The 22,789-nt window shown below is 41.0% G+C and carries 21 protein-coding genes; all 21 read right to left on the bottom strand.

The window, feature by feature from the left end:
* Positions 1-8 precede the first annotated feature (8 nt).
* Entirely contained in the window at positions 9-1,211 is a 1,203-nt protein-coding gene (locus PN466_RS15100) for a glycosyltransferase family 4 protein (RefSeq protein ID WP_271940473.1), read from the bottom strand.
* On the bottom strand, positions 1,208-2,317 hold the full coding sequence (locus PN466_RS15095) for a glycosyltransferase (protein ID WP_271940472.1): 1,110 nt from the start codon (positions 2,315-2,317) through the stop codon (positions 1,208-1,210). Before PN466_RS15095 ends, PN466_RS15100 begins: the two co-directional genes overlap by 4 nt.
* Positions 2,314-3,423, bottom strand: a complete 1,110-nt coding sequence (locus PN466_RS15090; protein WP_271940471.1) for a glycosyltransferase family 4 protein — start codon at positions 3,421-3,423, stop codon at positions 2,314-2,316. The genes PN466_RS15095 and PN466_RS15090 overlap by 4 nt, the downstream gene beginning before the upstream one ends.
* A gap of 80 nt (positions 3,424-3,503) precedes the next feature.
* On the bottom strand, positions 3,504-4,382 hold the full coding sequence (locus PN466_RS15085) for a glycosyltransferase family 2 protein (RefSeq protein ID WP_271940470.1): 879 nt from the start codon (positions 4,380-4,382) through the stop codon (positions 3,504-3,506).
* 17 nt (positions 4,383-4,399) lie between these two features.
* Positions 4,400-5,155, bottom strand: a complete 756-nt coding sequence (locus PN466_RS15080; protein WP_271940469.1) for an FkbM family methyltransferase — start codon at positions 5,153-5,155, stop codon at positions 4,400-4,402.
* Positions 5,156-5,188: 33 nt separating this feature from the next.
* Positions 5,189-5,800: a methyltransferase domain-containing protein gene (locus tag PN466_RS15075; RefSeq protein ID WP_271940468.1), complete on the bottom strand. Its 612-nt coding sequence runs from the start codon at positions 5,798-5,800 to the stop codon at positions 5,189-5,191.
* 71 nt (positions 5,801-5,871) lie between these two features.
* Positions 5,872-7,047, bottom strand: a complete 1,176-nt coding sequence (locus PN466_RS15070; protein WP_271940467.1) for a glycosyltransferase family 4 protein — start codon at positions 7,045-7,047, stop codon at positions 5,872-5,874.
* Positions 7,044-8,156, bottom strand: a complete 1,113-nt coding sequence (locus tag PN466_RS15065) for a glycosyltransferase family 4 protein (RefSeq protein WP_271940466.1) — start codon at positions 8,154-8,156, stop codon at positions 7,044-7,046. Before PN466_RS15065 ends, PN466_RS15070 begins: the two co-directional genes overlap by 4 nt.
* A 20-nt stretch (positions 8,157-8,176) precedes the next feature.
* Entirely contained in the window at positions 8,177-8,821 is a 645-nt protein-coding gene (locus tag PN466_RS15060) for a class I SAM-dependent methyltransferase (protein ID WP_271940465.1), read from the bottom strand.
* A gap of 278 nt (positions 8,822-9,099) precedes the next feature.
* Positions 9,100-10,464 carry a glycosyltransferase gene (locus tag PN466_RS15055; protein ID WP_271940464.1) on the bottom strand — a complete coding sequence of 455 codons (1,365 nt, stop codon included), beginning with the start codon at positions 10,462-10,464 and terminating at the stop codon, positions 9,100-9,102.
* A gap of 9 nt (positions 10,465-10,473) precedes the next feature.
* Positions 10,474-11,634 (bottom strand): hypothetical protein, encoded by a 1,161-nt coding sequence (locus tag PN466_RS15050; RefSeq protein ID WP_271940463.1) that lies wholly within the window; start codon positions 11,632-11,634, stop codon positions 10,474-10,476.
* A 49-nt stretch (positions 11,635-11,683) separates the two neighbouring features.
* On the bottom strand, positions 11,684-12,265 hold the full coding sequence (locus PN466_RS15045; protein WP_271940462.1) for an NUDIX hydrolase: 582 nt from the start codon (positions 12,263-12,265) through the stop codon (positions 11,684-11,686).
* Between the two features lie 7 nt (positions 12,266-12,272).
* Positions 12,273-13,241, bottom strand: coding sequence for an NAD-dependent epimerase/dehydratase family protein (locus PN466_RS15040; RefSeq protein ID WP_271940461.1), 969 nt, complete (start codon positions 13,239-13,241; stop codon positions 12,273-12,275).
* Between the two features lie 88 nt (positions 13,242-13,329).
* Positions 13,330-15,324: a B12-binding domain-containing radical SAM protein gene (locus tag PN466_RS15035; RefSeq protein WP_271940460.1), complete on the bottom strand. Its 1,995-nt coding sequence runs from the start codon at positions 15,322-15,324 to the stop codon at positions 13,330-13,332.
* A gap of 40 nt (positions 15,325-15,364) precedes the next feature.
* Positions 15,365-16,372, bottom strand: coding sequence for an NAD-dependent epimerase/dehydratase family protein (locus tag PN466_RS15030; protein WP_271940876.1), 1,008 nt, complete (start codon positions 16,370-16,372; stop codon positions 15,365-15,367).
* Positions 16,373-16,404: 32 nt separating this feature from the next.
* The gene (locus tag PN466_RS15025; protein ID WP_271940459.1) at positions 16,405-17,586 is read right to left on the bottom strand and encodes a DegT/DnrJ/EryC1/StrS family aminotransferase; all 1,182 of its coding nucleotides are present in this window, start codon (positions 17,584-17,586) and stop codon (positions 16,405-16,407) included.
* 23 nt (positions 17,587-17,609) lie between these two features.
* Positions 17,610-18,659 (bottom strand): alpha-ketoacid dehydrogenase subunit beta, encoded by a 1,050-nt coding sequence (locus tag PN466_RS15020; protein WP_271940458.1) that lies wholly within the window; start codon positions 18,657-18,659, stop codon positions 17,610-17,612.
* On the bottom strand, positions 18,659-19,600 hold the full coding sequence (locus PN466_RS15015) for a thiamine pyrophosphate-dependent dehydrogenase E1 component subunit alpha (protein WP_271940457.1): 942 nt from the start codon (positions 19,598-19,600) through the stop codon (positions 18,659-18,661). The genes PN466_RS15020 and PN466_RS15015 overlap by 1 nt, the downstream gene beginning before the upstream one ends.
* 35 nt (positions 19,601-19,635) lie before the next feature.
* Positions 19,636-20,541, bottom strand: a complete 906-nt coding sequence (locus PN466_RS15010; protein ID WP_271940456.1) for a hypothetical protein — start codon at positions 20,539-20,541, stop codon at positions 19,636-19,638.
* Positions 20,542-20,616: 75 nt separating this feature from the next.
* Complete coding sequence (locus PN466_RS15005) at positions 20,617-21,612, bottom strand: GDP-mannose 4,6-dehydratase (protein ID WP_271940455.1); 996 nt, start codon at positions 21,610-21,612, stop codon at positions 20,617-20,619.
* Between the two features lie 57 nt (positions 21,613-21,669).
* Positions 21,670-22,764, bottom strand: coding sequence for a GHMP family kinase ATP-binding protein (locus PN466_RS15000; protein WP_271940454.1), 1,095 nt, complete (start codon positions 22,762-22,764; stop codon positions 21,670-21,672).
* Positions 22,765-22,789: the final 25 nt, after the last annotated feature.

The raw sequence follows: 22,789 nt of genomic DNA, 5'->3' as shown, positions 1-22,789 counted from the left end.
CAATCAATTTAGACTAATGAGGTAACTTTTGTAATGGCTTGTACTAAACCTTCAACATTTTCACGAGGTGACCAGGTTTCCATTCGAGTTTTTGCTGCTATACCCATAGCTCGAAGCTTGTCAGGTTGGGTCAGAGTTTGTTTAAAGATAGCTGTTAAGGCATCAATGTCACCACAGGGGTAGGTAAAGCCAGTTTTACCTTCTTCTACAAGATCGTAACCTGCACCGATACGATCGCTGACGACTACGGGTATACCACAAATCATGGCTTCATTAACAGGTAACCCATAAGGTTCATATTCTGAGGAAAAAGCAAGAATATTACTGGAAGCATAAACCTCGGGAAGGTTGGAATATTTGACTAAACCCAGAAAACAAACTTGGTCTTTAATTCCTAACTCTTTTGTTTGAGCTTTTAGGTGATCTGCTAAGGGGCCATCTCCAACCATCAGTAAATAGCTATTAGAAATATTCGCCTTGGCAAAGGCTTCGATAACGTCTTGAGGTCGTTTTCGAGGAATAAATTTTGCACAGAAGACAACTACAGTGGCATCTTCTGGAATATTCCATTGTGATCGCATAGTACCCTGAGAACAATTCCTCGCTGTTTCAGCGATCACGTCATTATCGACAACATAGGGAGTAATAAAAATTCGGTCTTCAGGAACACCTAATGAATGAATGAATCGTTTGGAGGCTGTAGAAAGTACAAGCACAGCATCAGCAATTTGATTATAGAGAAAGGGTAAAACTTTTTTCTTAATCGGAATTTTCCAGTTCCCTCCAGAAATGGGTTCTATATAGGTGGCATCTGTAGAGAGAATCAAAGTTTTCTTCGCTAGTTTGGCTGCAGCAATCGCCATCCAAAACGTGACATAGTTATGGCCATAAACTACACAGCAATCAAAGTCGTGGACTAATTTAACCAAATCAGGGTTGATTAGACCAAAAGCACGGTCCAAATTAGGGACAGGAGATCGATTGGGAATATAAACCCAGGGATAACCTTCTAGGAGGGGGATATCAAAAACGGATTTGGTAATATATTCAGGGTTATTTTGTAGTGAATCAGTATGTAATTTTTCTTCCGGCAAAGTGCAGTAAGCGACCAAGATATCCAATTTAGGATGTTTGGCCATTAAGCGTAGGGATGCTGGATTTTGAATGGGTTGAGAAGAAACTAATAATACCCGTTTTTTCTCTGAAATCATGGTTTTAAGGTTTCCATAAAACGCTGTGCAATTACATCCCAAGCAAAATGGCTTTGGTAAATGTGGAGACTCCTTTGATGGAGATCTAGCCATAGTTTGTCATTTTGAAGGACTTGTGTCAATGCAGAGGCTAAACCTTGGAGATCGCCTGTAGGTACGAGTAAAACTCCTGCTTCAGGAATGGGATGAGCGGTTTCTGTGCCTTGATAAGCCACAATAGGAAGTCCACAGCTTAATCCGGCGATCGCCGTGGTTTTACGAGAGCAAATTTCACCCCGTACAAATAACATCACATCTGCTTCCATGAGCGCTTGAGTAATTTCTTCTGGCTTGAGTAACCCTAGAACGGAAATCTCCACGTTAGTATCCTTTAAAGCTTCTCTAAGTTCTGGTTCAGCTTCTTTTGAACCTCTTCCTAGAGTCACCAGACATAATGAATCAATATGTTTCGCAGTTTGGGACATCGCAGCAGCGATCGCCTCAACTTCATCTCCTGTAATGTCTACACTAGTCATCCCAAATACTACCACCGTCTTTGTATACCTCTGAGAAGGGACTGCCTTAGACTTCAGTGTCATCAAGCCCGGTTCCGGCATATTGGAACCTACAGGGATAAATGTACATTGAGATGAAGCAACGGGGAGCCAGGTTAATTGCTCTAGATCGATATTAAAAATTGAGTGATCGCTCATTTCCATGGCAGTGCGAATTGTCCAAACTTGGATCGCACTCCTAATTTTGGCTTTTAAATTATTTCCAGGATACCCCTGGACTTCATGAAACATAATAGCAACTCTAATCTGACGAATTCGTAGAAGTTGTAAAACAACTATGAATAGGATAGGTAATGCTAATTTAGACCAAGCAGCCGCTGTATACTGAACGATTACCCATTGTCCATACCAACTCTCACTTTCTTGCCATAGCCAGGTTAGCGCTCTCAACCATCCTTGTTCTTTCCAAGGCACCCATTGCCGTGTTAACTGTACATTTTCTCCTTCCATTGCCTGCTTCAATTTTGTACAATAGTCTACTACTCCATCCGCTAAGGCTTGTTGCTGTCCAAGTAAAGCTATTAGCTGATTTTTTATTTCTTTTTCAGTCATTTAATACTTTCCTTTCGAACTTCTTCTAACCAACTTATATACTGAGCTTCCAGTTGCTTCACTGCCCAATCCCAATGTAAGTATTGAACCCGTTGATATCCATTTTTGGCAATCTCCTGGCGCAATGATTCGTTTAATAAAAGTTGTTTTACTCCCTCATATAGAAATGGAGAACAAGGCTGTTCGAGAACAACCGCTTCTTGATTATTCTTGAGACTAACAACAAAACCAGTTTTAGCTGCGACAATTGCACAACCACAAGCCATTGCTTCAGGCATGACTAATCCAAAGCTCTCATATATGGAGGGGACAACTAGAATCGATAGACTTTTATATATTTCTTTCAGTTCTTCTTTATTGGCAACAAAAGGTATGACTTCTATTCGAGAGCATAATTCTAGAGGAAAGTATTCTTCTTTATTAAACGATTTTCCAACTCCAATTAATTGGAAAACACAGTCTGGAAAATCCACCAGCAACCGAGGGATATCACTACTAATAACTTTAGTTCCCTTCCGTGCGATCCAAGAACCACAATATCCTATAATTTTTTTTCTTTCAAATTCAACTGTTAATCCTAAATAATCTTTCAATAGGCACGGTTCTATCGCCATAACTCTATCTTCATTCTGGTATTGATGCTTAACGGCATAATTGCGTTCATTCTCACTTACCGTTACGATAGCATCCACACTGGTAAAAGCATATTTGAACCAAGCACTTTGATTGAATTGATACCATTTTGCCAACGGATTTTCAACCCAACCGTACTGAGAACCTTCAATTAAGGTTTGATAAAAATATGTTTCCAATCCATTTGAGTGACTAACGAGTAACTTATTTTTGTTTCTACTTCTACTCAATAGTCTGGCAATTAACCAAGATTCTCCACCATAAAATTCAACTATATCATAATTTTTCTTGGTTAATTGTCGTTTTGTAAATAAAAACATACCAATCGTTTGTCGATAATGAGTAGCTCTACCTTTAAAAAACTTTAGAACTTCGTAAGAATCTGGTCCAAACAAATCTACATCATGGCCTCGTTGTTGCAAGCCATAACAAAAGTTTGTAATCACATATCCTGAACCAGAGTTTTCAGCCAAGGGACAGTTGCTTATTGACAATATTTTCATAAACTAATTTATTGAATAAATCAAAATTTTTCTTGAGAATTATATATATTTTAAAATATTTGGTTGTATTTTCCTGTTTGAAATAGTTTTCCATACTTTTGACCCAGTTCTCTCGTTTTCTGGTAATCAACAAAAGTAAAACCAGCTTTTCGGATATTTATAGAACCTAGAAATGCAATCCACCAAAAATAAATTAAACACTCAGATTTTTTCAAAAAATTTGGCAAATAGAAAGCGTAAGTGAGATACGATAAAAGGAAGTGACCTTTACACAGCATTTTAGGATCTCGGATAATGATAGGTGTTTGGTGAATGACGTGAGTTTCTGAACAGTACCTGATTCTGTACCCTAACGCTTTTAGCCTGGGGCCAAACTCTAAATCACAAACATATCCAAAAGCTTCTAAAAAGTGGTGGTACTCAAATATTTTCCTAGGATAAATAGAAGCTCCACCGCTAATCCCCATACAGTCATCAAAATTCTCTATGGGTTTGTGAAAGCCACGAGGTTGAATTTCTCCTGGTAACTGGAAGAGAGATTGAGTTCCAGGAATTTCACAATATTCACCTAAAGTCCAAATGCTATTAGGATCGGACTCTAATAGATTTTGGATGATTTTAAAATGATTTTCAGGAAATGTATGATCGTCATTAACTATACGAACATGGGTTCCGTGACAAGCGTCAACTGCATTATTAAGATTAGCTTGTAAACCTCGACGAGGGCCGGTAATATATTGACAGTTCCAACCCTTTGCTATCGCTTCTATTTCCGGTGCAATTTCCAGATCGGAATCATCGGAAACGATTACTTCAAAAGGCTGAATGCTTTGCGATCGCAAACTTTCTAAACATTGACTTAAGAGTTCTGGGCGGTTCCGAGTGACTAAAGCGACACTTAGGGTGATTTTTTCTGAGTGATTAGACATGATCGCACCATAGAAAACTATACTAACCAAGCTTTCTCCTGGGGAGTATTCCGAATATTGCTTGCCCAAAATTCACCAGCTTTACCATCTGGAAATGGAGTCCAATTATCTATCACAAATCCACGTTCTTTAAGCAGTTCTAGCCCTAATTCTGGATATCCACTTTGACACGTATGAAATTCTCCTACAACATATTTTACTTTTTCCAAGGAAATAGATTTCAGTATTTCATATTCAGATCCTTCACAGTCCAGCTTGAGCAAGCCAATACTTCCTCCTAATTGAGCAGTAACTTCATCAAAAGCAATCATCTGGCACTGAGATTTTTGAGATGAATCTTCTCCTGTCATTAAGATAGAAGAAGCGGTCAAATCTTCTTGGAAAGTGAGGTTTACTTTTTTAGTAGTTCGTCCCACAGCATAAGAAGAGATTTCCACATTCAAGTCCTGTAAATTTTTCTCTAAGTCAGGCAGTACTTGCGAACAAGGTTCATAAGCGTAAATTTTAGTTTGAGGGAAGAGAGTAGCCGCATGAACTGAAAAAACACCAATATTGGCTCCAATATCAACAATATTATCTATGGACTTAAACCGTTTAAGTCCATAGCAATCATTTAGCACAATTGCCATTAGCATAGTAAGAGCATATTGACCACAAATAGTTCTCTGAACCCCATTAATATAGTAATTACAAGTTTCTGGTACCTGACTTGGGCGAAAGTACCTTCTTGTCAATTGCATAACAGCATAACTACGCGAGATTTTACCTAACATAAAAACTCTCCACCACTTGGTCTTGGTAAAACGTTAATTTTTCCCCGATTCAAATTCTTTAACCCCGATTGTAATTGTATCGATAGAGTAAGGAATTGGCCACCCTAATAATCTCTTCACGACACTTTTATAGATAGGTTGTGGGATAAATGATGTTGCTGGAACCATTCGTCTACTGGCCGTTGATGTGACTTCTAACGTTTCCGATATACTCAGTTCAACGTTAAGCCCTGCATGTTCATAAAGAGCTTTCATCCCTTCTGGATGAATTCTCCAGCAATCAACAGGGGCTTCGTGATAAGGCCAGCTTACAGGACCAATTGTAATGACTTTACCTCCTACTTTAGAGATCCTAGATAACTCTTCGACCCAAAGCCAAACTTTTCTAATATGTTCTATTACCTGACCTGAGATAATGATATCAAAGGTCTCACTGGCAATCGGATAAGCATACTCACTATCTACTCTATAGGTTAATTCTTCATTCGATATCATATCTAGGGTTTCCCAAGTGATTGTGTCATTTCCCACTATTTCTTGGTAAGTTGATGGATGTCCCTCCGGTCCAATTTCTAGAACTCTCATATTATCCTTGAATAAGGACTTGGCATATTTTTGAAAAAGTAGTTTGCTGTTTGGGTGCATTGAAAATAGACTCCTCAAGTTTTTGGACTAAGTTTTACTGAATCAGCGACAGGTATAAGTTTGGGAAATTCTCAATTTTTCTGAATAGATTGTAGATATTGTGAATAAAGTTGCAAGTGGTCTTTAGCGATTTTTGGCCAAGAAAAAATGGATGAAACTTTATGGCAATTTTGAGATAACTGATTGTATTTTTTTTCATCTAACTGAAGCAATTCAATCAATTTCGCCGTAAATTTCCCTAGGTCTCCAACAGGAATCATCAGAGAAGGATCTAAAGGGCGTAACATATCGCGAGGACCTGGGATATCGTAGGCAATCGTAGGCAAACCGCAAGCAAGCTTTTCTAATACAGCGAATCCAAAACCCTCCATATAACTAGGAAAAGCACCTATGGTTGCCTCAGATAGGAGTTGTGGCAGCATATTGCTTTCATAACTCGGGATTATTTCTATCCAATCATAAGCTGGCATGTTGAGATCCTGCAATACTTCTTGAGGGCTTAAACCAGTTCCTAAAAATAGAAAGCGTACATCAGGTACTTGAGCTTTTGTCCTCATAATAATCTCTGGCCAATCTTTAGATCCTTTACGAGGTGTCCAGTAGCCGATAAATGCGACTTGTTTATTAAGGAGCCTGATCCCACCCGGTTGGGTAGCTTGAAAAAAAGCCCTCTGCCGCTGCTCAGAGAGTCCAAAGGGAAAAAAGACAGATTTGTAACCAAGTCCTAGAATATCTCGTACATAGTTTAGTTCATCCCCATTGGGGAGATTAATTAAGTCACAGGTTTTTAAGCTGCTTAAGTAGTAGGGAAACTCTCTCTGTTTCCTCCAAGAACGCAGAACTTTTGTAATTGGGTTTCCTTTTTTTTTCTGTGGCCACTTGACTTCTTCGAGTTTAAAATAGTCCTCGCAAAAGGCATACAAGCCTACGGATCGTGCAACTAGTAATCCCTGAAAGTTCAATTCTGCTTTAGAGAACGGCACATTTCCTTGATGAGCATCAATGACATCGAAGGACTTACCATTAGCTTGGATGAATTCTTTAGCTTTAGTTGAAAAACTAGGACGAATCAACTCAGATATTCGTGATGATTGAGCATCGGGAAACGCATCATTAACATCAAATTTCTCAACCTGATGTCCCATTTTACAAAACTCATCTGCTAATTCTAACTGAACTCTTGAACCGCCTAAATTTCGGTCCCAAGGTACATGGAGTACCATTAAAATTCTTAAGGACTGATTCATAGGGAGTTTGCAATACCTTGGTAAAGTTCTAAATGCTTTTTCACAACGATTGACCAACTAAAATTATTGGCAATCCATTCTATAGAGTGTTTTTGATATTCTTGATAGTCTTGGGATGATAATTGAATAAGGTGCTGTAGAGCCTTGGCGATTGCCTGGCCGGAATTTTGCTTTACAACTAGTCCTGTCCTACCATGATCGACAAACTCATGCATAGCGCCTGCATCGGTACATATAACCGGTGTACCACATGCTTGAGATTCCAACAGCGTAAACCCCATCAATTCTGGAACGGAAGTATAGTCACCATAGCAGTTGGTGTGGACAGAGGGCAACACTGTTACAATAGCACTGCGATATTCGTGTAACAAGCGGCAATCATCAGCATCTTGAATAAATTCAACTGGCAGTCCTTCCGCGATTTTCCTTAGATATCTATAAAATCTTTGGCTTATATCTCCCTTAATGCGGCCAACAATGGTCAATTTATAATCTGAAAATGCTAAAAGTTTAAAACCTTCAATTAAATAATTAATGCCTTTATGGGGAATGATTCTACCGACAAATAGAATCTTTTTTTCTTTCTTAACTGTAGATGTTGGATAAAACCAGTTAGTATCAACTCCACCTTTAATCGTGACTGCTTTTTGACTAAGTTGATCATTAATAGAACCGAGAGTGTACTCAGATTGAGCCACAAGGTTTGTATAGCAGCGGAATACAGGTAGCTTATGATTAATGACTAGAGATCCCCCTCCACCATGATCGGTGACAAAGACTCGTTTACCAAGAAAATGTCCTATTAAACAACTTACATCAGAAACGAGGGTGTAGATGTGATGAATGTGGATAATGGTTGCATTAAGTAACGAACTGATATAGCCAATGTGAATGGCATTCATCATATTTCCGTGGATAGGAGTTTTGACCGGAAAAATCTCAATATTCAGGTTATCTTCCTCATAACTTTGGCGATGTGGGCCAAAACTGACCAATGTTGTATCGACATGCTCGGCCATCAGGCAAGCTAGAGTACTCGCATATCGCTCTGCTCCACCAATCAGAGAGCGATCGCTAAAGTACGTGGGAGTAATGTAAACAACCTTCATAATATGCTATTTGCCCCTATCTATTCGATTAGAGTTTCCACTAAAACGACCACATCTGCGCCGAAAGAACGAAGTTGCTCTTGGGGATCGCGATCGCTATTGATGGCTTCCACACTAGTTTCTTGCCATCCCATCGTGCTTTTCTTCATCAAAGTGAGCTTAACCTGGCGATTAAACTGAGCAGCAAGGGTATGAAATTCTGCTAACTCCTCTATTCCTAGGCGATATTCTCCCTTTTGCCATACCCCTTGTTTTTCAGAGCCACAAGGCATCGTGACTAACAGCAGTCCATCGGGCTTGATGAGTTTGAGTAAAGCCGTAAAAGCCGGTTTCCACAGCCCTTGGCGATCTAAAGGATCGCTCTCTAAAGTGATTTCTGCCGATCCATTGGCGGAAAAGTCATTGTATTTATTATCGCCTCCCACATGCTCTAGGGTGGAAATACAAGTAATGCAGTCAAATGAGTTATCGGGAAGATCGCAGGAGCGGATATCTTGAGAATGAAACGAAATCCGGCCCTGCATCGCTAAGGGTTCGCTGACCAAATTCAACAAATGAATATCAGCAAATTGATACATCAATTTACTCAAGGTATATGGGGTATTCATGACGCAACCCACATCCAAAAAGCGATCGCTATTACCAAGCCGAGTTATTTGTTTCATTGCCCAGGAATATTCAACTAATCGCTCATCGTAAAATTGGAAATGAGATTTGTATATCAGATCGTTCCAACTATCGAGTGTACATAGAGTCGCTTCACAAAGTTGCGAAACCAATTCTTGTCTAGTCCACCAATATCGGGGAGAGTAGGGCTGAACTCTATACTTCCCAATAGAATTTTGCACATCCCACCACTTCAAATGCACATGAGTTAATGAAGTCTCTGTAAAAGTCAATAGTTTTTTCAATGGATTCATCGGATTAGAATATGTTATTGCTGTCAAGAATTCAAGGATTTTTGAGACAAAACTGTATCTAAAACATTTGCAAACTGGCCTGCTCGGTTAGCATAACTTAATTCTGGATGAATGGAAGTGCGATCGCAAATCCGAGGATTTCCAGCAAATTTTTCGCTGACTAACTGAGTGATAACTTCTGTCATCCCCGATACATCTTTCGGATGAACAATCCAAACCCCGTTCTTACCTTGTAAATAATCGTAATTTTCACCAGGAGAAACACCCGCCAGAATGGGCCTGTCAGTCATTAAATACTCATAGGTTTTCGCCGATATCCGTCCTCCCGATTCCGCACCATCCGGACGTGCAGGTAGCGTCATAAATAATAGATCGCAGGAACAAGCAATTTGCATGGCTTCTTTATTAGGGACAGCATCGTGGATAAAAACAATATCACTTAAGTTTTGGTTCTCTAGAGCGCGGTCTGTGACATATTTGGGATAGAGACTACCATAGAGATCTATTTTAATCCGCTTATCCCATTCTGGATGATCGGTGATTGCCTGCTTCACTGCTTGACCTAAAAACATTGGACTTGAAGTCTTTAAATCCAATTCTAGTAGCCTATATTCTCCAATGTTTTGCAAAAACCGAGAGATTTTTCTCCATAATTTCTGTTTTTCATCGTCACTATGATAGAACTCAAACCAGCCACCCATAAAACCGATATAGGCAATTTTAAAATGTTCATCATCTGTATGAATTTGGGAATATTTAAAATCTTCTGGATCGGCCCCGTATCGAACTAAGTGAAGCTTGTTTTGATCCGCTAGGGGCTGTTTTTTCTTAACTCGATCTAGATTGCGTTGAGAAACATAAATCGTGGCATCAGAATTGCGAATGTAAAAATTTTCCATCCATACTGCCATTTTATAATGGAACAAGCTATGAAAAGAATTCCCACTCATATCGGTACAAGTAGGAGAATCATCAAAGTTGAAAACTACTGGTATACCAGTCAACCATTTCAAGACTAAGCCAATCCATCCTACAGAATAAGGCATCATAAAGACCACAACTAGATCTGGCCTTTCATCCTGAATTAACTGATGTGCTTTGAGAATTGCAGGAATCACCCAAAAAAACGCTTGTTCTCCATTGAATGGGACCCCAAAATTCCATATTTTCGTCAACCTCAGTTTATGAAACACTTCTACCAGAGTTCTAGGATACCAATCCTGAATTGAATGAGTAATAATTGAGCGCCCTACACAACTCGATTCTGCTCTAGTAATTACCTCAATTGTCCAACTCCCTTCCAGGTGCTGCATAATTTTACTCGCCCGTATTGTTGTTGGCGTAATTTCTGGAACAAAGTTATAGCAAACCGAAAGGATTTTAGGCATTACTTTTATTTAAAACTCTCGATCAATAAAAACAGATTTATGATTTAATGACTGCTTCAGCCATCGATAAATACGAATGGTATATTCTGAATACTTAGAGGGTCGCGTCAGAGCATTATAGAATCTAAATACAAGTCTAAAGTTAGCCATAAACAGGACTCGGTTGTACTCAAAATCCTTGAGATAATGATATGATCCCAATATATGCAATAAAATACGGATCGCGGCAAAAATATTCCCTTGCTTCAGATATCTAAATAAGATCTGCTTCAATCTCTCAATAGCACGTGTTTCATTCAAGAGATAGTGTTCGTTCGGTTTCGACTTGAGAGTCTCTGGAGAGCTACACCAAAGCTCTAAATCAATGATGTCATGTTCTCTTTCAAATTTCAGATAGTTCTGAAAATCCTCAATGATTTTATTCCCTTCCGCAACATTTTGGTAATATTCGGCATTTTTTTCAGGATAAATTACTCTTCTTAGCTGTTCGGCTTGTTCTACTCGCTCCATCAAGGTATCATTGAAGAACCTCTTCCAAAATAACCAGTTCCTTAATCGAGCTGTTTTGCCTTTGCCACCTTGTAAATCTATTTTAATATCTAGTTGAATGTTCCTCCCTATCATAGAAGCTATCTGATTTATCCATAAATCACCTCCCCAAGCAGGAAAATATTCCGTTAAAAACTCTCCCGTCTGATTTAGCCATTCTGCACTCAGGAACCCATAAGCACCAAAGTGTTCTCCATGATGGGAGTCAGTGACAGACACAAATGCAATTCTATCAGGATATTTATTAAACTCTTCTCTAATCAACTTATCCCATCCAGGAGTGATAAATAATAGCTTATCGCCTCCAATTCCATATATACCAGGATGGATCGTACATTTCTCGCGGAGAATATTGCTCATTTCTCCTTGGCTAACTGTACGATCACCAACAACATAGTGAATCGCAAAGCTATACTTCTCTTTAACTCCAGACTCCAAGTAATCTATGGTTACGAGATCATCATGATCGACATAGATCCATATATCTACAAGTTCTTTTTTTCCTGTATTTTCCTCTAATGAATCAAAAAGATTGTCCAGGTAATGAGTTCGATTTCTAGTCGGAAATAGAATACTAATGTGCTGGGGGTTATCGATTGGTTTATAAATATACAAAGACATGTTCTTTACCAGAATGGTATTAATTAAGTATGAGCATAATCTTCCATTATTATTGGGCAGTTATTAAATGAGGATAAATAGATAAATTGGTTGCTAACGCGATCGCCATCACCGCTCCCATAACCATAAGCTCCCCTTGGTGAATTGCTGCCACTAACTCATCAGGTGACATCAACACTAGTTGCATCTCTTCCAGATCTCCAGAATCCGGTTCGGCCACTTGCCTGATATTGCGAGCAACAAACAGGTGTATCTTACCACAACCATAGTTAGCATTAGCCACGAAATTCCCTAGACTTTCCCACCGCTCAGTTGTATAGCCTGTTTCTTCTAACAGTTCTCGTTTAGCTGCTTCTAGAGGCTGTTCATCTCCTTCGATCAATCCCCCTGGTAAGATTAGACTAACTTTACCTACCCCATGTTTATATTGCCGTTCCATCAGGATTTTGCCTTCATCAGTATGGGCAACAATTGCTACGTGGTCTCCCAGTTGGATCTGGTGGTAGTCGTCAACAACTTTCCCATTGGGGAGCTTAACCTGCTGTACGGAAAGTCTAATCCAAGGGTGAGCGACAAATGCTTCTTTACTGTGAAGCGTCTCCCATTCTAATAGAGGTTCGGTTCGATCCATCGATTTCTCACTTAAATACATCATACCGTTGACCAGAAAAATCTCTGTTTTGTTTGTACCACTCCATAACTTCTTTGACTCCTTCCTCTATAGAGATAGTTTGTTCAAAACCAAGAGATTTAGCGCGAGCCATATCTAAAACTCGTTTACGATCGCCTTTCGGCTTAGATGTATCCCAAATAATTTCTGGTTTTTTGTCAAGATAACTAAGAATAATCTCAACTAATTGCTTAATTGAAACTCCTACACCGCTACCTAGGTTAATTGGTTGGCAATTCGCATTTTCCATCGCTAAGAGCATTCCCCGAGCCACATCTCTAGCGTGCATAAAATCCCTTTCTGTTGAACCATCTCCCCAGACTACCATGGGATTTTCGCCATCGATTGCTCGCTTGATCAGAGAAGGAACGACCATGGCATTCTCTAGGTCAAAGTTATCGTAAGAGCCGTAAATATTAGTCGGTCGAACGATCGCAATTTTATCCCAACCGTACTGGATTTTGTAAGCTTCAGCTTGCAGTTCTCCCATCCGTTTGGCCCATCCTGCGAAGCGATCGTTCGGTGATGGAAAGGTTTGCCAAACATCATCTTCATAGAGTACCTCTGCGGGAGAATAGACACCAACAGAGCTAGTAAATAGAAATCGCTCCACCTCACATTGTCGTGCCGCTTCCATCATATTCGTGTCCATGGTGATGGTGGGAACGAAAAAGCTTGCTGGCTTAGTTCTCGTTACTGCTGGCGATCCTTTTACTCCCAAAAGGTTAAAGACATAATCCATTCCCTGGCAAACTTTTAAACAATTCTCAAATGGCATGAGGTTGAGTTGCATAAACTCGGCTTCTGGATGCGCTCTGGATGGATCGTCTAAAGAGGCAATTCTGACTTTAGCTCCACGCTCAATTAGCATTTCTACTAGGGGAATACCTATCATTCCTGTGCCGCCAGCCACTAGAATATTCTTTCCTGCAAACATGTGTTACTCTGTCTCTCCTAAACTTTTAAGTCAATGGCTGGATCGTGTCGAATTCGAGAAACAATTCAGCCTAGATTTTTAACTTCATTCAACTAGCATTGGGTAAATCAGTTCTCTCTGGGGATGATTCTTGGACTGTCGCTGTTACATTTTTGTACAGGTAAGCTCCTTTTTTATTTCCCCACCAAACCACTTCTCGATACCAATCTTCCCAAGATTGCTTTGTACCGGCCACCCGTTCGATATGATAAGTCCGAGTTTGTTGTTCCAAGGGGATTTTGACCCCTCGGCGAGCCGCTTGATACACTTCCCAAATGTTGTGCCATAACTCCAATTCTATATCTTCGGTCTGGAAGGGTTGATTGATTAGACTTCGATTCAATCGGATACTCTCGTGTAAAATCAAAGGCATGTTAATAAATTTCTCTTCCATAAACCGCGTTAGCAGTAGCTTTGCTTCTTTATAAAACTCATCCCATTTCTTTTCCACACTCAGTTTGATAAAAATGTATTCATCAGCCGGCCACCACACATTTAACCATTCCTTAGATTGACAATATTCTTCGCCTCCATTCTGAATATCTTGTGCGGTTTTCCTAAAGAAAGCGTTAATTTCTTCAAAAATCGGGAATTCTTCCAAAGAACGTTCGGTGAATACTTCAAATAATTCCCGGAAACTGAAGGAGCAGATTTCATGCAACAACAATAGGGGAATTTGCAGTATTTTGTCGAAGTAAAGCAATGCTACCATCCAGCAGAGCGATCGCGTTTTGCACCATTCCTCTTTCGCCATGGTATTAGTCGCAATCACCAGTTGTTGAGTCTCACAGATATCATCATCGGATTCTATTAAGGAACCATGCATGTTAACGATATTAGATTCTACCGTTACCATCCCATATTTTTTCTGATATTCCGGATCGCCCATTTCCGCATTGGGTAAGATAGAGAGATTATTAAATTGAATCCGATTATGTTGCCCATTGGCGATCGCCTCAGAAATGCCATCAAAGAAGGTCTCATAGGTTTCTCCTGGAAGAGCTAGGATTAGATCGGAATAGGTTTCTACTCTATCCTGGGTGAAACGCCGTTGCAGCTCTTGGAACGAATCCAGGGAAATATTATGGCGTTTAATATTTTTCAATGCCCCTTTATCCATGGACTGCATGGCGAGCGCCACCCCTTTATTCAACCCCGAATCTGAGAGCAGTTTCTGCACTTTGTAAGACCGTTCAGTCGCATTTTTGGTATTCTGAACCGACAGGGCATGGGGATAGCCATACTTAGCTTTGGTTTCTGCTACATATTGAGTCAGTTCTAAATCTCTGGGCAAAATGCCATAATTCGCATCGCAGCAGAAGATATACTCAATCTTATTTTCAGCAAACCAGTCTACCTCTCTGAACAACCTTTCCATATCGAAGCGGAACACTTTACTCTGAGTTGACGATCCCCAATCACAGTAGGTGCAAGAGAACGGACAGCCTCGATTAGTTTCCCATAACGCAATCCAGCGCTCTTGGGGATTGGCTTTCATGATTGGCTCGAATACCCCTTCCAGAAATGGGGAAGGAACGATCGAGATATCTTGAATTCTCGATCCTTTGGGATGATGGATGAACTCCCCTGTTTTATCGATAAAACTAATTGAAGGAATCTCCCCCCAGTTGCATTCTGGATAACTTTCCAGAAGTTCTAGAAATACAACCTCTCCTTCTCCATGACAAGCCACATCAATGAATGGATTTTGTCTGAGAAAGGCTTCACAGCGATCGGGAACTTGGGGACCACCAAACACAATCAGGGTTTCTGGATAATCCTGCTTAATTCGTCTAGCAATTTCCAGAGAAATCTTTATATTCCAGACATAAGTACTAAAGGCAACAATTGATGCGTCTTGGAGATTTTCTACCGCTTCTCTGACCGGAACTCTTGAGTAAACAGGTAGCATAAACTCATATCGTTCTGGTTTTTGAGCGTATTTCTGAGCATAAGCTTGTAATATCCCAACAGCGTAAGGTAAGTAATTTTGCCCCGAAAAGCTATTGTTAATCTGAACTAACCCAACTTTGATGTTATTCATGACTTTTATATCCTCCTTAAAATTTATTACTTAAAACCTACTATTTTACTTTATTTTTAGATCTATCAATTGTGTCCAGAATATGCTGACGATTTTCAGTAAACCAACTAATGGTATCCGAAAGTCCTGATTCTAAGTCAATTTCAGAGACAAATCCAAGTTTTTCTTTCGCTTTACTAACATCAACTAGTCGCACGGGGATAGTGGAAGGTTTAGAAGGGGCAAGAGTCAGAGATATATCATGACCAGATAGTTTGAGGATTTTCTCTGCCAGTTCCGCAATAGATACACTGCGGCCTGATCCTAGATTTATTCCACTATAATCAGGATACTTTTCCAAGGCTAACAAGCAGCCCCTTGCTACATCTTTCACATGCAGAAAATCGCGAATATCTTTACCCGTTCCCCACACTTCAAAGGGGTCTTGTTTTTCTACCGCTTTACGAATAAGGGAGGGAATGACGTGACAGGTTTCAAAATCAAAATTATCATAGGGACCATAGAAGGGCACAGGGCGCACTATAGCAATGTCCATGCCATATTGGTCGTGGTAAAATTTAGCTAAAGTTTCTAAATAACGTTTCATATTTCCCACCCCTTGATATGCCGGATGGGGTTGTTCGAGAAAAACTTCTGCTTCTTTAACGGGTCTAGAGTAAGCAGGATAGGTTGTTGTGCTGCTGACCAAAAGAACCCGTTTTATTCCAGCCAAACATGCTGCTTGTAGAGAACACGCGCCGACAATTAAATTAGATGTAACCGCCAGTATTGGATTTTTAATGGCTTGAGCTGCTCCTACAGTTACAGAAGCAGACAAACAAGCAATATCCATACCTTCCATGACAAGATCGCAATCTTCCTGCTGCGTCAGATCTGCTTTAACTACTTCTACTCTGGGATCATCTATGGGAAAAGGACGTTTGTGAATAACTGCTCTCACTGAAGCTCCAGCCTCTAGTAAGTCCGGAATTAAATGCCGTCCTAGTAATCCGCTAGCGCCGGTAATGACCACTTTCTTATTCTTGTAAAAGTCAGTCGATTGATTCATCAAACTCCTCCTCTCCCATTTACTTGGTTATACTACACTTGATTCAGAATTGCACAGAGTTCACTGATCTTCTGTTTCTCCAGATCGGGGTAGTTACCAATATAGAAGCCATAAAAATGCACGTGGTCTACCTTAGGATACTTTTCCCATTCTTTTTCCCCTAAGAAACCTCTTAAATAAGGTTGGCGCGTTTGGTTCCCACCCCCTGCGGTTCCTCGGCGAAATTCCACACCCAACTGACGCATGGTTTGTTGTACTCTTGCCGATAATTCTGGGTCAGGGTCTTTCAAAATCAGGGTAAAGGCATAATTACAACTGCCTTCCGTATCAAAGTCAGTTTGATATTTATTCGAGTCCAGATTATCCAAGAATAAATGCAAATTTTCAGTACGAATCTTATTATTATCATCGAGTCGCTTCAATTGCGATCGCCCAATCACTGCATTCAACTCTGTACTCCGGACATTATAGGCAGGAAAGGCAAAAATAAAGTCTGGATTTAGATCGGGGTAATTCTGATAATACTCTTGCTTAAGGGACTCTGAGGTTGCTTCTCGTACCATTCCATGGGAGCGAAACATGCGTAACTTCTGATAGAGGTCAGGGTCGTTGGTGGAAACCATCCCTCCTTCGATGGTACTCATATGGTGAGCGTAATAGAAGGAAAAATTAGAGACCCAGCCAAAACTGCCTAATTTCTGTCCGTTGAATGTTGCTCCATAGGATTCGCAAACATCTTCAATCAAGGGAATATTCCGCGCTGCTAACTCATCAAGCAATTTTTGGCTTAACCCGTTGTATCCAAGAACATGAGTCATAAATACAGCTTTCGTTTGGGGCGTGATTTTTTGCAGTACTTGCTCGCAGTCCATCCCCAAGGTTCGTGGGTTGATATCGACAAATACAGGCTTAAATCCTGCTTGGATCGTTGAGGCAATATCAGACACCCAAGTCAAAGTCGGGACGATGACTTCTCCTAGTCCCTGGGTTTCTCTCAGAGCTGCTATGGTAATTTGATTGGCTGAGGAGCCAGAGTTAACGAAGACGCTATACTTAACTCCCAACCAATCCGACCATTCTTGCTCGAAGGCCTTAACCTGTTTAGATTGGGTCAAAATCGGATCGTCCTGCTGGAGAAAGGCGATCGCTGCATCTAAGTCTGCCCTGGTAATATTATTTTTCATCAAGGGCCAATTAAGTTTTTTCTCAGTCATCGTTGTTTCTACCATTATTCTCTTTAGAAAGGCCCTTTAAATTCAATATCTTTGAGGTCATCTCGCTCTTCTGGGAACCAACCGGTGGCATCACCTTTAACCAAATCAAAGGCAGTCGCCGCAATTTTGCGCCCATTAGGATAAAACTCAGCTTCCAAATTGGGAGTAGTCGGACAAGTTACGGGGGCAAAACCCATCCGCTTTACTCTAATATCACCCTCGCCTTGCAAACGCTCGGTAACTTGAGCGATAATCTCGGCACTGGCACCACAGCTTGTCCAACCATTATCTACAACACATAACCGTCTGGTTTTACGGACAGATTGGACAATGGTATCGATATCCAGAGGACTTAACCAAATTGGATCGATTACTTCTGCTTGGATGCCAATATCTTCAAGATAGCGCTGGGCCCGCAAACACTCCACTTGCATGTAAGAAATGCCAACTAGGGTCACGTCTTCCCCAGGGGCTGTAATTCTGGCTTTGCCTGGTTCTACAGTATAAGCAGATTCCGGTACCGGGCCTTTTTGATAGTGGAGAATTCGGTGTTCAACGAACATTACCGGATCGTCATCCCGAATGGCTGCAATCAGACAGCCCTTAGCATCGTAAGGGGTGGTTGGAGCTACCACTTTCAAGCCAGGAACATGCATGAAGTAGGAGTACAATCCTTGCGAATGCTGCGCCCCCTGGCCCCAACTTTTGCCAATCAGAGACCTTACGACCAGTGGAACCGAGACTAGATCAGCATACATATACCGGCTCTTAGCAGCGATATTAACCAACTGGTTCATGGCCAGCATTAAAAAATCCATACGAATATGGACGTGAATGGGTCGCACTCCAGCGAGAGCCATACCAATGGCTGCGCCGGTCATCGCATCTTCAGATAAGGGTGTACCAAACACTCGCTCTGGTCCATATTTGTCTACTAGACCTTTGGTGGTTCCTAAGATGGCTTTGGGATCATCAACATCAAGCCCAAAGAGAATGACAGAAGGATCGCGACCCATTTCTTGGTCGGTTGCTTCGCACACGGCTTCTGTATAGCTCAGGGTACGTTCCATCATTAGCCCTCCTTAAATACATGAGCGTACAGTTCGCTGGTGTCGGGGAAGGGAGAGTCTTCAGCAAAAGCGAAGGCTTCCTGAATCCGAGCTTCAACTTCAGTTTCAATTTGCTGACGTTGCTGGACCTCTAGCTTTTCTCCTAGTCGTTTTATAGGGTCATTTTCGATCCAAGGTTGAGCTTCAGCTTGGGTTCTATACCCTAAGTGGAAATCCTCATTGGGCCCAACATGTTCTTTCCAGCGGTAGGTCATGCACTCGAAGAAGAACGGCCCAGGCTGACCCTTGCGTAAGGCTTCTACGGTTTGGCTAACTTTTTTGTGTAGGGCGATCGCATCGTTATCTTCAATGCGTTCTGCCGGGATTCCGTAGCTGCGAACGCGATCGCATATATTTGATATGGGTTGTCGCTGCTGTTGATGGGTATGGATAGCGTAGAGGTTATTCTCACAGATAAAGATAATGGGCAACTTTTTCAGAGCGGCGAAGTTGATACTTTCTGCAAACACGCCTTCTTCTACAGCACCATCACCAAAAAAGCTGACCACAATGGAATCTTTCTTCTGGTATTTCAAGGCATAGGCATAGCCAACCGCTTGGGGAATTGTAGTGCCCACGACAGCAGAGGTTCCCATCATCCCAACCGAGGTTTCGATCAGATGCATCGACCCACCTTTTCCTCGCGCACATCCAGTAGCTTTACCATACAGCTCGGCAATCATTTGTTTAAGATCGCCACCTTTAGCCAGATACAGGGCATGACCGCGATAGGTTCCAAAGACAATATCATCAGGTCTCAAGGCTTGACAAACACCGACGCTCACGGCTTCTTGACCAATAGAGAGATGAACAGGACTCTTAATTTTATCAGTAGGGTAGATACGAGCAATTTCTTCTTCTACTCGGCGGATTTCGTATAGCGATCGGTAAAATTCTTCATCCATTAGTGACTCCTCTCATTAGCTCATTCGGCAATTTATCATAACTGTTTTGCACTTTTTTCAAAGAAAACATCTCCTCGGGCAAATTTACGACCGCTCCGTCCTTGGCTTCGATATTCTCTAGTCATTTTCTCATAACTCTCTAGGGGAATGATACGAAAATCCATACTGACTCTTGTCCGTTCTTCCTGGTTTTCTGCCGGGCCGTGAATGCATCGGGGATCGAACAATAGCAATTCACCATATTGCATGGCCACTGGATGGCAGCTATTGATGACCAACTGGCGATACTCATCTTCCTTTATGAGTTTTTGATAGAATAAATTTCTACCCTGCTTATGATAAGTATCAGCATCATATGCAATGTCTTGACATAAACTCTCAAGAATGGACTTTTCATCCTCTAACGAAGAGAGTTGCAAGGCGTTAGTTTGCGAGCATTCAGTCAATGGAAACCAGCAGTTGATTTCTGCAAACGGGTGACCCAGCATTGTATCGCTGTGATGGCCAAGATATACTCCTTCTGAAGAACGATAAGCCTCAATTAAAGGCACCGGGAAATGAAACCGAACAGTGGGAATTTCTTGGCAAATGAAATCAAAGCCTAAAACCTCTTCTGCTAAGTATTTTTGCAGTTCAAAATGGAGGTTTCTCAGGAGAACGCTAGTTTCGTAGAAAGTCTTCCCCACTTCACAAAGTAGGTTTTGGTCTACAACCTGCTGTTGATAAGGAATATGGGTATTTAGCTCTTCTAGAGGAACTGCCTTGTCTATGAACCCTTTTTGAATTAGGAGTCTAGTAATTTCTCCTCGAAAATCAAATCGATTTAGCGGATAGGATATTTTTTGGACTCCTTCACTTAACAGACTGCGTTGACTCAAATCTATTTTGTCCCGAGTGTCCTCGATCGCACTGGCTATTTTATTGTCAGTTTTCCCTACCATTGCTTTATTGTTCTCCATTTAGTTAACTACGTCTAAGCTCGATAAACTAGATATATCTTCTGCTTTTATCCGGTTTTATGATAGTGCTGCTTTATCAGCCTCCTTCCTCCAATAACTGAGTAAGTCTTGTAAACTTTCTTCAAAAGTGTATTGAGGTTGCCAACCCGTTTCCTCAATGAACTTATCGACAGAAGGAATTTGCAAGGTGACATCAGCAGGTCGCAGTAAATTAGGGTCAGTTCTCCTGGGAATTTTTACATCGCTCAAGCCAATGAGTCGTTCTAGAAATTCCCCTACTTTCATGTTAGTAATACCACCGATGTTATACACCTCTCCTGGTTTACATCTCTGAATCGCAACCCAATAAGCACCCATCGCGTCACGAACATCAATAATCGTCCGAACGGAATCGAGATTGCCATGAACCATTTCTTTTTGTAGTCCTCGCTCGATCCATGCCACTTGCTTGGCAAATGCTGTAGCAAATAAATCTGTGCGTCGGGGATTGAGATAGGTAAACATCCGAGTCCGTATAATCGGCATTTTGTAGCTAGTGAAATAAGTGAAGCCTAGCATATCTTGAGCAACTTTAGAAACAGCATAAGGGCTGGCTGGCCGCATCGGTGTTTCTTCTGTAATCGGCACGTATTTAGGATCGACTTGACCGTAGACCTCTGAGGTACTGCACAGTTGAATGATGGGATTTATTTCCGCTAGTCGAATCGCTTCAAAAAGATTGCTAGTTCCGATAATATTATTCGTTAAAACTGCATTAGGAGTCGTAAAAGAAGCCCTGACATTAGCATGAGCTGCTAAGTGAAAAACAGCATCCGGCTTGACTTTTTGTAGAGCAGAAAAAACCGAGCCAAAGTCAGTTAGATCGGTTTCGTGAACGATTACTTTATCTCGAATAGCTGCTAAATTATCTTGGGTGGTTGTACTATGCCATCGGGACATTCCATGAATTTCTACATGGGGGTGATGGTTAACAATATATTCGGCCAGATAAGAGCCTCCAGAACCAGAAATTCCGGTAATGAGTACGCGATTAATCTCTTGAGGGTTGGTCATAGGTACTGATTGGGTAGGCTAGACTAAATTGACAGATAATGACTAACAATACGATGACTAAACCGATGTACTTTCTAAAGTTTTAACTCCATTCTCTAGAGTGTCTAGTTCCTGGAAAACGGCAACTGAGTCATTCTGGCGATTGGTAGCTTCAACCGAATAATCTACTTCTCGGTCAAAAAAGATAATTTGGCTTCCAGAAAATTCAAGTTTGAATGGGACATGAATCAGATGGTTTAAATTTGCTTGAACCTCTTTTTGCTTATCAGGCGGAACAAACAAGAGTAAAAAACCACCACCGCCTGCACCGGTCAGCTTACCACCAATTGCACCGGCTGCGCGAGCTTGTGCGTAAAGTCCATCAATGTGAGAATTAGAAACTTTCTCACTCAAACTGCGTTTTACTTGCCAAGCTTCATGTAGTAATTCTCCAAAATTAGCTAAGTCTTGACCACTGTTAATAATAGACAAACCTTCTTCGACTAAATCTTTGAGAATACGCAGTTGTCTTTTGCGACTGTCTATACCATTCACATAGCTATTAGCAACATCAGAAGCTGTTCGTTTAATACCACTGTAGAAAAGCATGAGATAGGAATTGAACTCCTCAAAACGTTGTTGAGAAATTGTAATGGGTCTGACAGAGATTTCGCCATTGGGTAGAAAGGTAATGTGGTTAAACCCTCCATACGCTGCTGACACCTGATCCTGAGAACCAACAGTTTCTTGGAGAATTTCTTGCTCAATATAAATACTTTCTTTCACTAATTGATGTTTGCTAGATATATTGCCCTTGAGAGCATAAAGAGCATTAAGCAATCCTACAGTGAAGGCAGAACTTGAACCCATACCACTGCGCGCTGGTAAATCTCCGTCGTGGTGAATTTCTACCCCTCGGGTAATATCCAAATATTTCAATACTTCGCGAACAGATGGATGGGTGATTTCTTCAAGTGTTTGGCAACTCTCAATCTTTGACCATACAACCCTATTTCGGTGTTCAAAAAAGGGAGGTAGGTAACGACAGCTCAAATAGCAGTATTTATCAATGGTTGATGCTAATACTGCACCCCCATGCTGTCGATACCAACCGGGGTAGTCGGTTCCACCGCCGAGAAAGGATATTCTAAAGGGAGTTCTACTAATGATCATGAAAATTGTTCCTGGTGTTTATAAA

Origin of the sequence: Roseofilum reptotaenium CS-1145 (genome assembly GCF_028330985.1) — a bacterium.
In the GTDB taxonomy this organism is placed as follows: domain Bacteria; phylum Cyanobacteriota; class Cyanobacteriia; order Cyanobacteriales; family Desertifilaceae; genus Roseofilum; species Roseofilum reptotaenium.
Note: the sequence above shows the minus strand (reverse complement) of the source record. Positions and strands in the feature narration are given on the sequence as shown.

Coding starts and splice junctions, on each gene's coding strand:
- PN466_RS15100 (WP_271940473.1), bottom strand. CDS start 1,211: ATGATTTCAGAGAAAAAACGGGTATTATTAGTTTCTTCTCAACCCATT.
- PN466_RS15095 (WP_271940472.1), bottom strand. CDS start 2,317: ATGACTGAAAAAGAAATAAAAAATCAGCTAATAGCTTTACTTGGACAG.
- PN466_RS15085 (WP_271940470.1), bottom strand. CDS start 4,382: ATGTCTAATCACTCAGAAAAAATCACCCTAAGTGTCGCTTTAGTCACT.
- PN466_RS15080 (WP_271940469.1), bottom strand. CDS start 5,155: ATGTTAGGTAAAATCTCGCGTAGTTATGCTGTTATGCAATTGACAAGA.
- PN466_RS15075 (WP_271940468.1), bottom strand. CDS start 5,800: ATGCACCCAAACAGCAAACTACTTTTTCAAAAATATGCCAAGTCCTTA.
- PN466_RS15070 (WP_271940467.1), bottom strand. CDS start 7,047: ATGAATCAGTCCTTAAGAATTTTAATGGTACTCCATGTACCTTGGGAC.
- PN466_RS15065 (WP_271940466.1), bottom strand. CDS start 8,156: ATGAAGGTTGTTTACATTACTCCCACGTACTTTAGCGATCGCTCTCTG.
- PN466_RS15060 (WP_271940465.1), bottom strand. CDS start 8,821: ATGAAACAAATAACTCGGCTTGGTAATAGCGATCGCTTTTTGGATGTG.
- PN466_RS15055 (WP_271940464.1), bottom strand. CDS start 10,464: ATGCCTAAAATCCTTTCGGTTTGCTATAACTTTGTTCCAGAAATTACG.
- PN466_RS15050 (WP_271940463.1), bottom strand. CDS start 11,634: ATGTCTTTGTATATTTATAAACCAATCGATAACCCCCAGCACATTAGT.
- PN466_RS15045 (WP_271940462.1), bottom strand. CDS start 12,265: ATGGATCGAACCGAACCTCTATTAGAATGGGAGACGCTTCACAGTAAA.
- PN466_RS15040 (WP_271940461.1), bottom strand. CDS start 13,241: ATGTTTGCAGGAAAGAATATTCTAGTGGCTGGCGGCACAGGAATGATA.
- PN466_RS15035 (WP_271940460.1), bottom strand. CDS start 15,324: ATGAATAACATCAAAGTTGGGTTAGTTCAGATTAACAATAGCTTTTCG.
- PN466_RS15030 (WP_271940876.1), bottom strand. CDS start 16,372: ATGAATCAATCGACTGACTTTTACAAGAATAAGAAAGTGGTCATTACC.
- PN466_RS15025 (WP_271940459.1), bottom strand. CDS start 17,586: ATGACTGAGAAAAAACTTAATTGGCCCTTGATGAAAAATAATATTACC.
- PN466_RS15020 (WP_271940458.1), bottom strand. CDS start 18,659: ATGATGGAACGTACCCTGAGCTATACAGAAGCCGTGTGCGAAGCAACC.
- PN466_RS15015 (WP_271940457.1), bottom strand. CDS start 19,600: ATGGATGAAGAATTTTACCGATCGCTATACGAAATCCGCCGAGTAGAA.
- PN466_RS15010 (WP_271940456.1), bottom strand. CDS start 20,541: ATGGTAGGGAAAACTGACAATAAAATAGCCAGTGCGATCGAGGACACT.
- PN466_RS15005 (WP_271940455.1), bottom strand. CDS start 21,612: ATGACCAACCCTCAAGAGATTAATCGCGTACTCATTACCGGAATTTCT.
- PN466_RS15000 (WP_271940454.1), bottom strand. CDS start 22,764: ATGATCATTAGTAGAACTCCCTTTAGAATATCCTTTCTCGGCGGTGGA.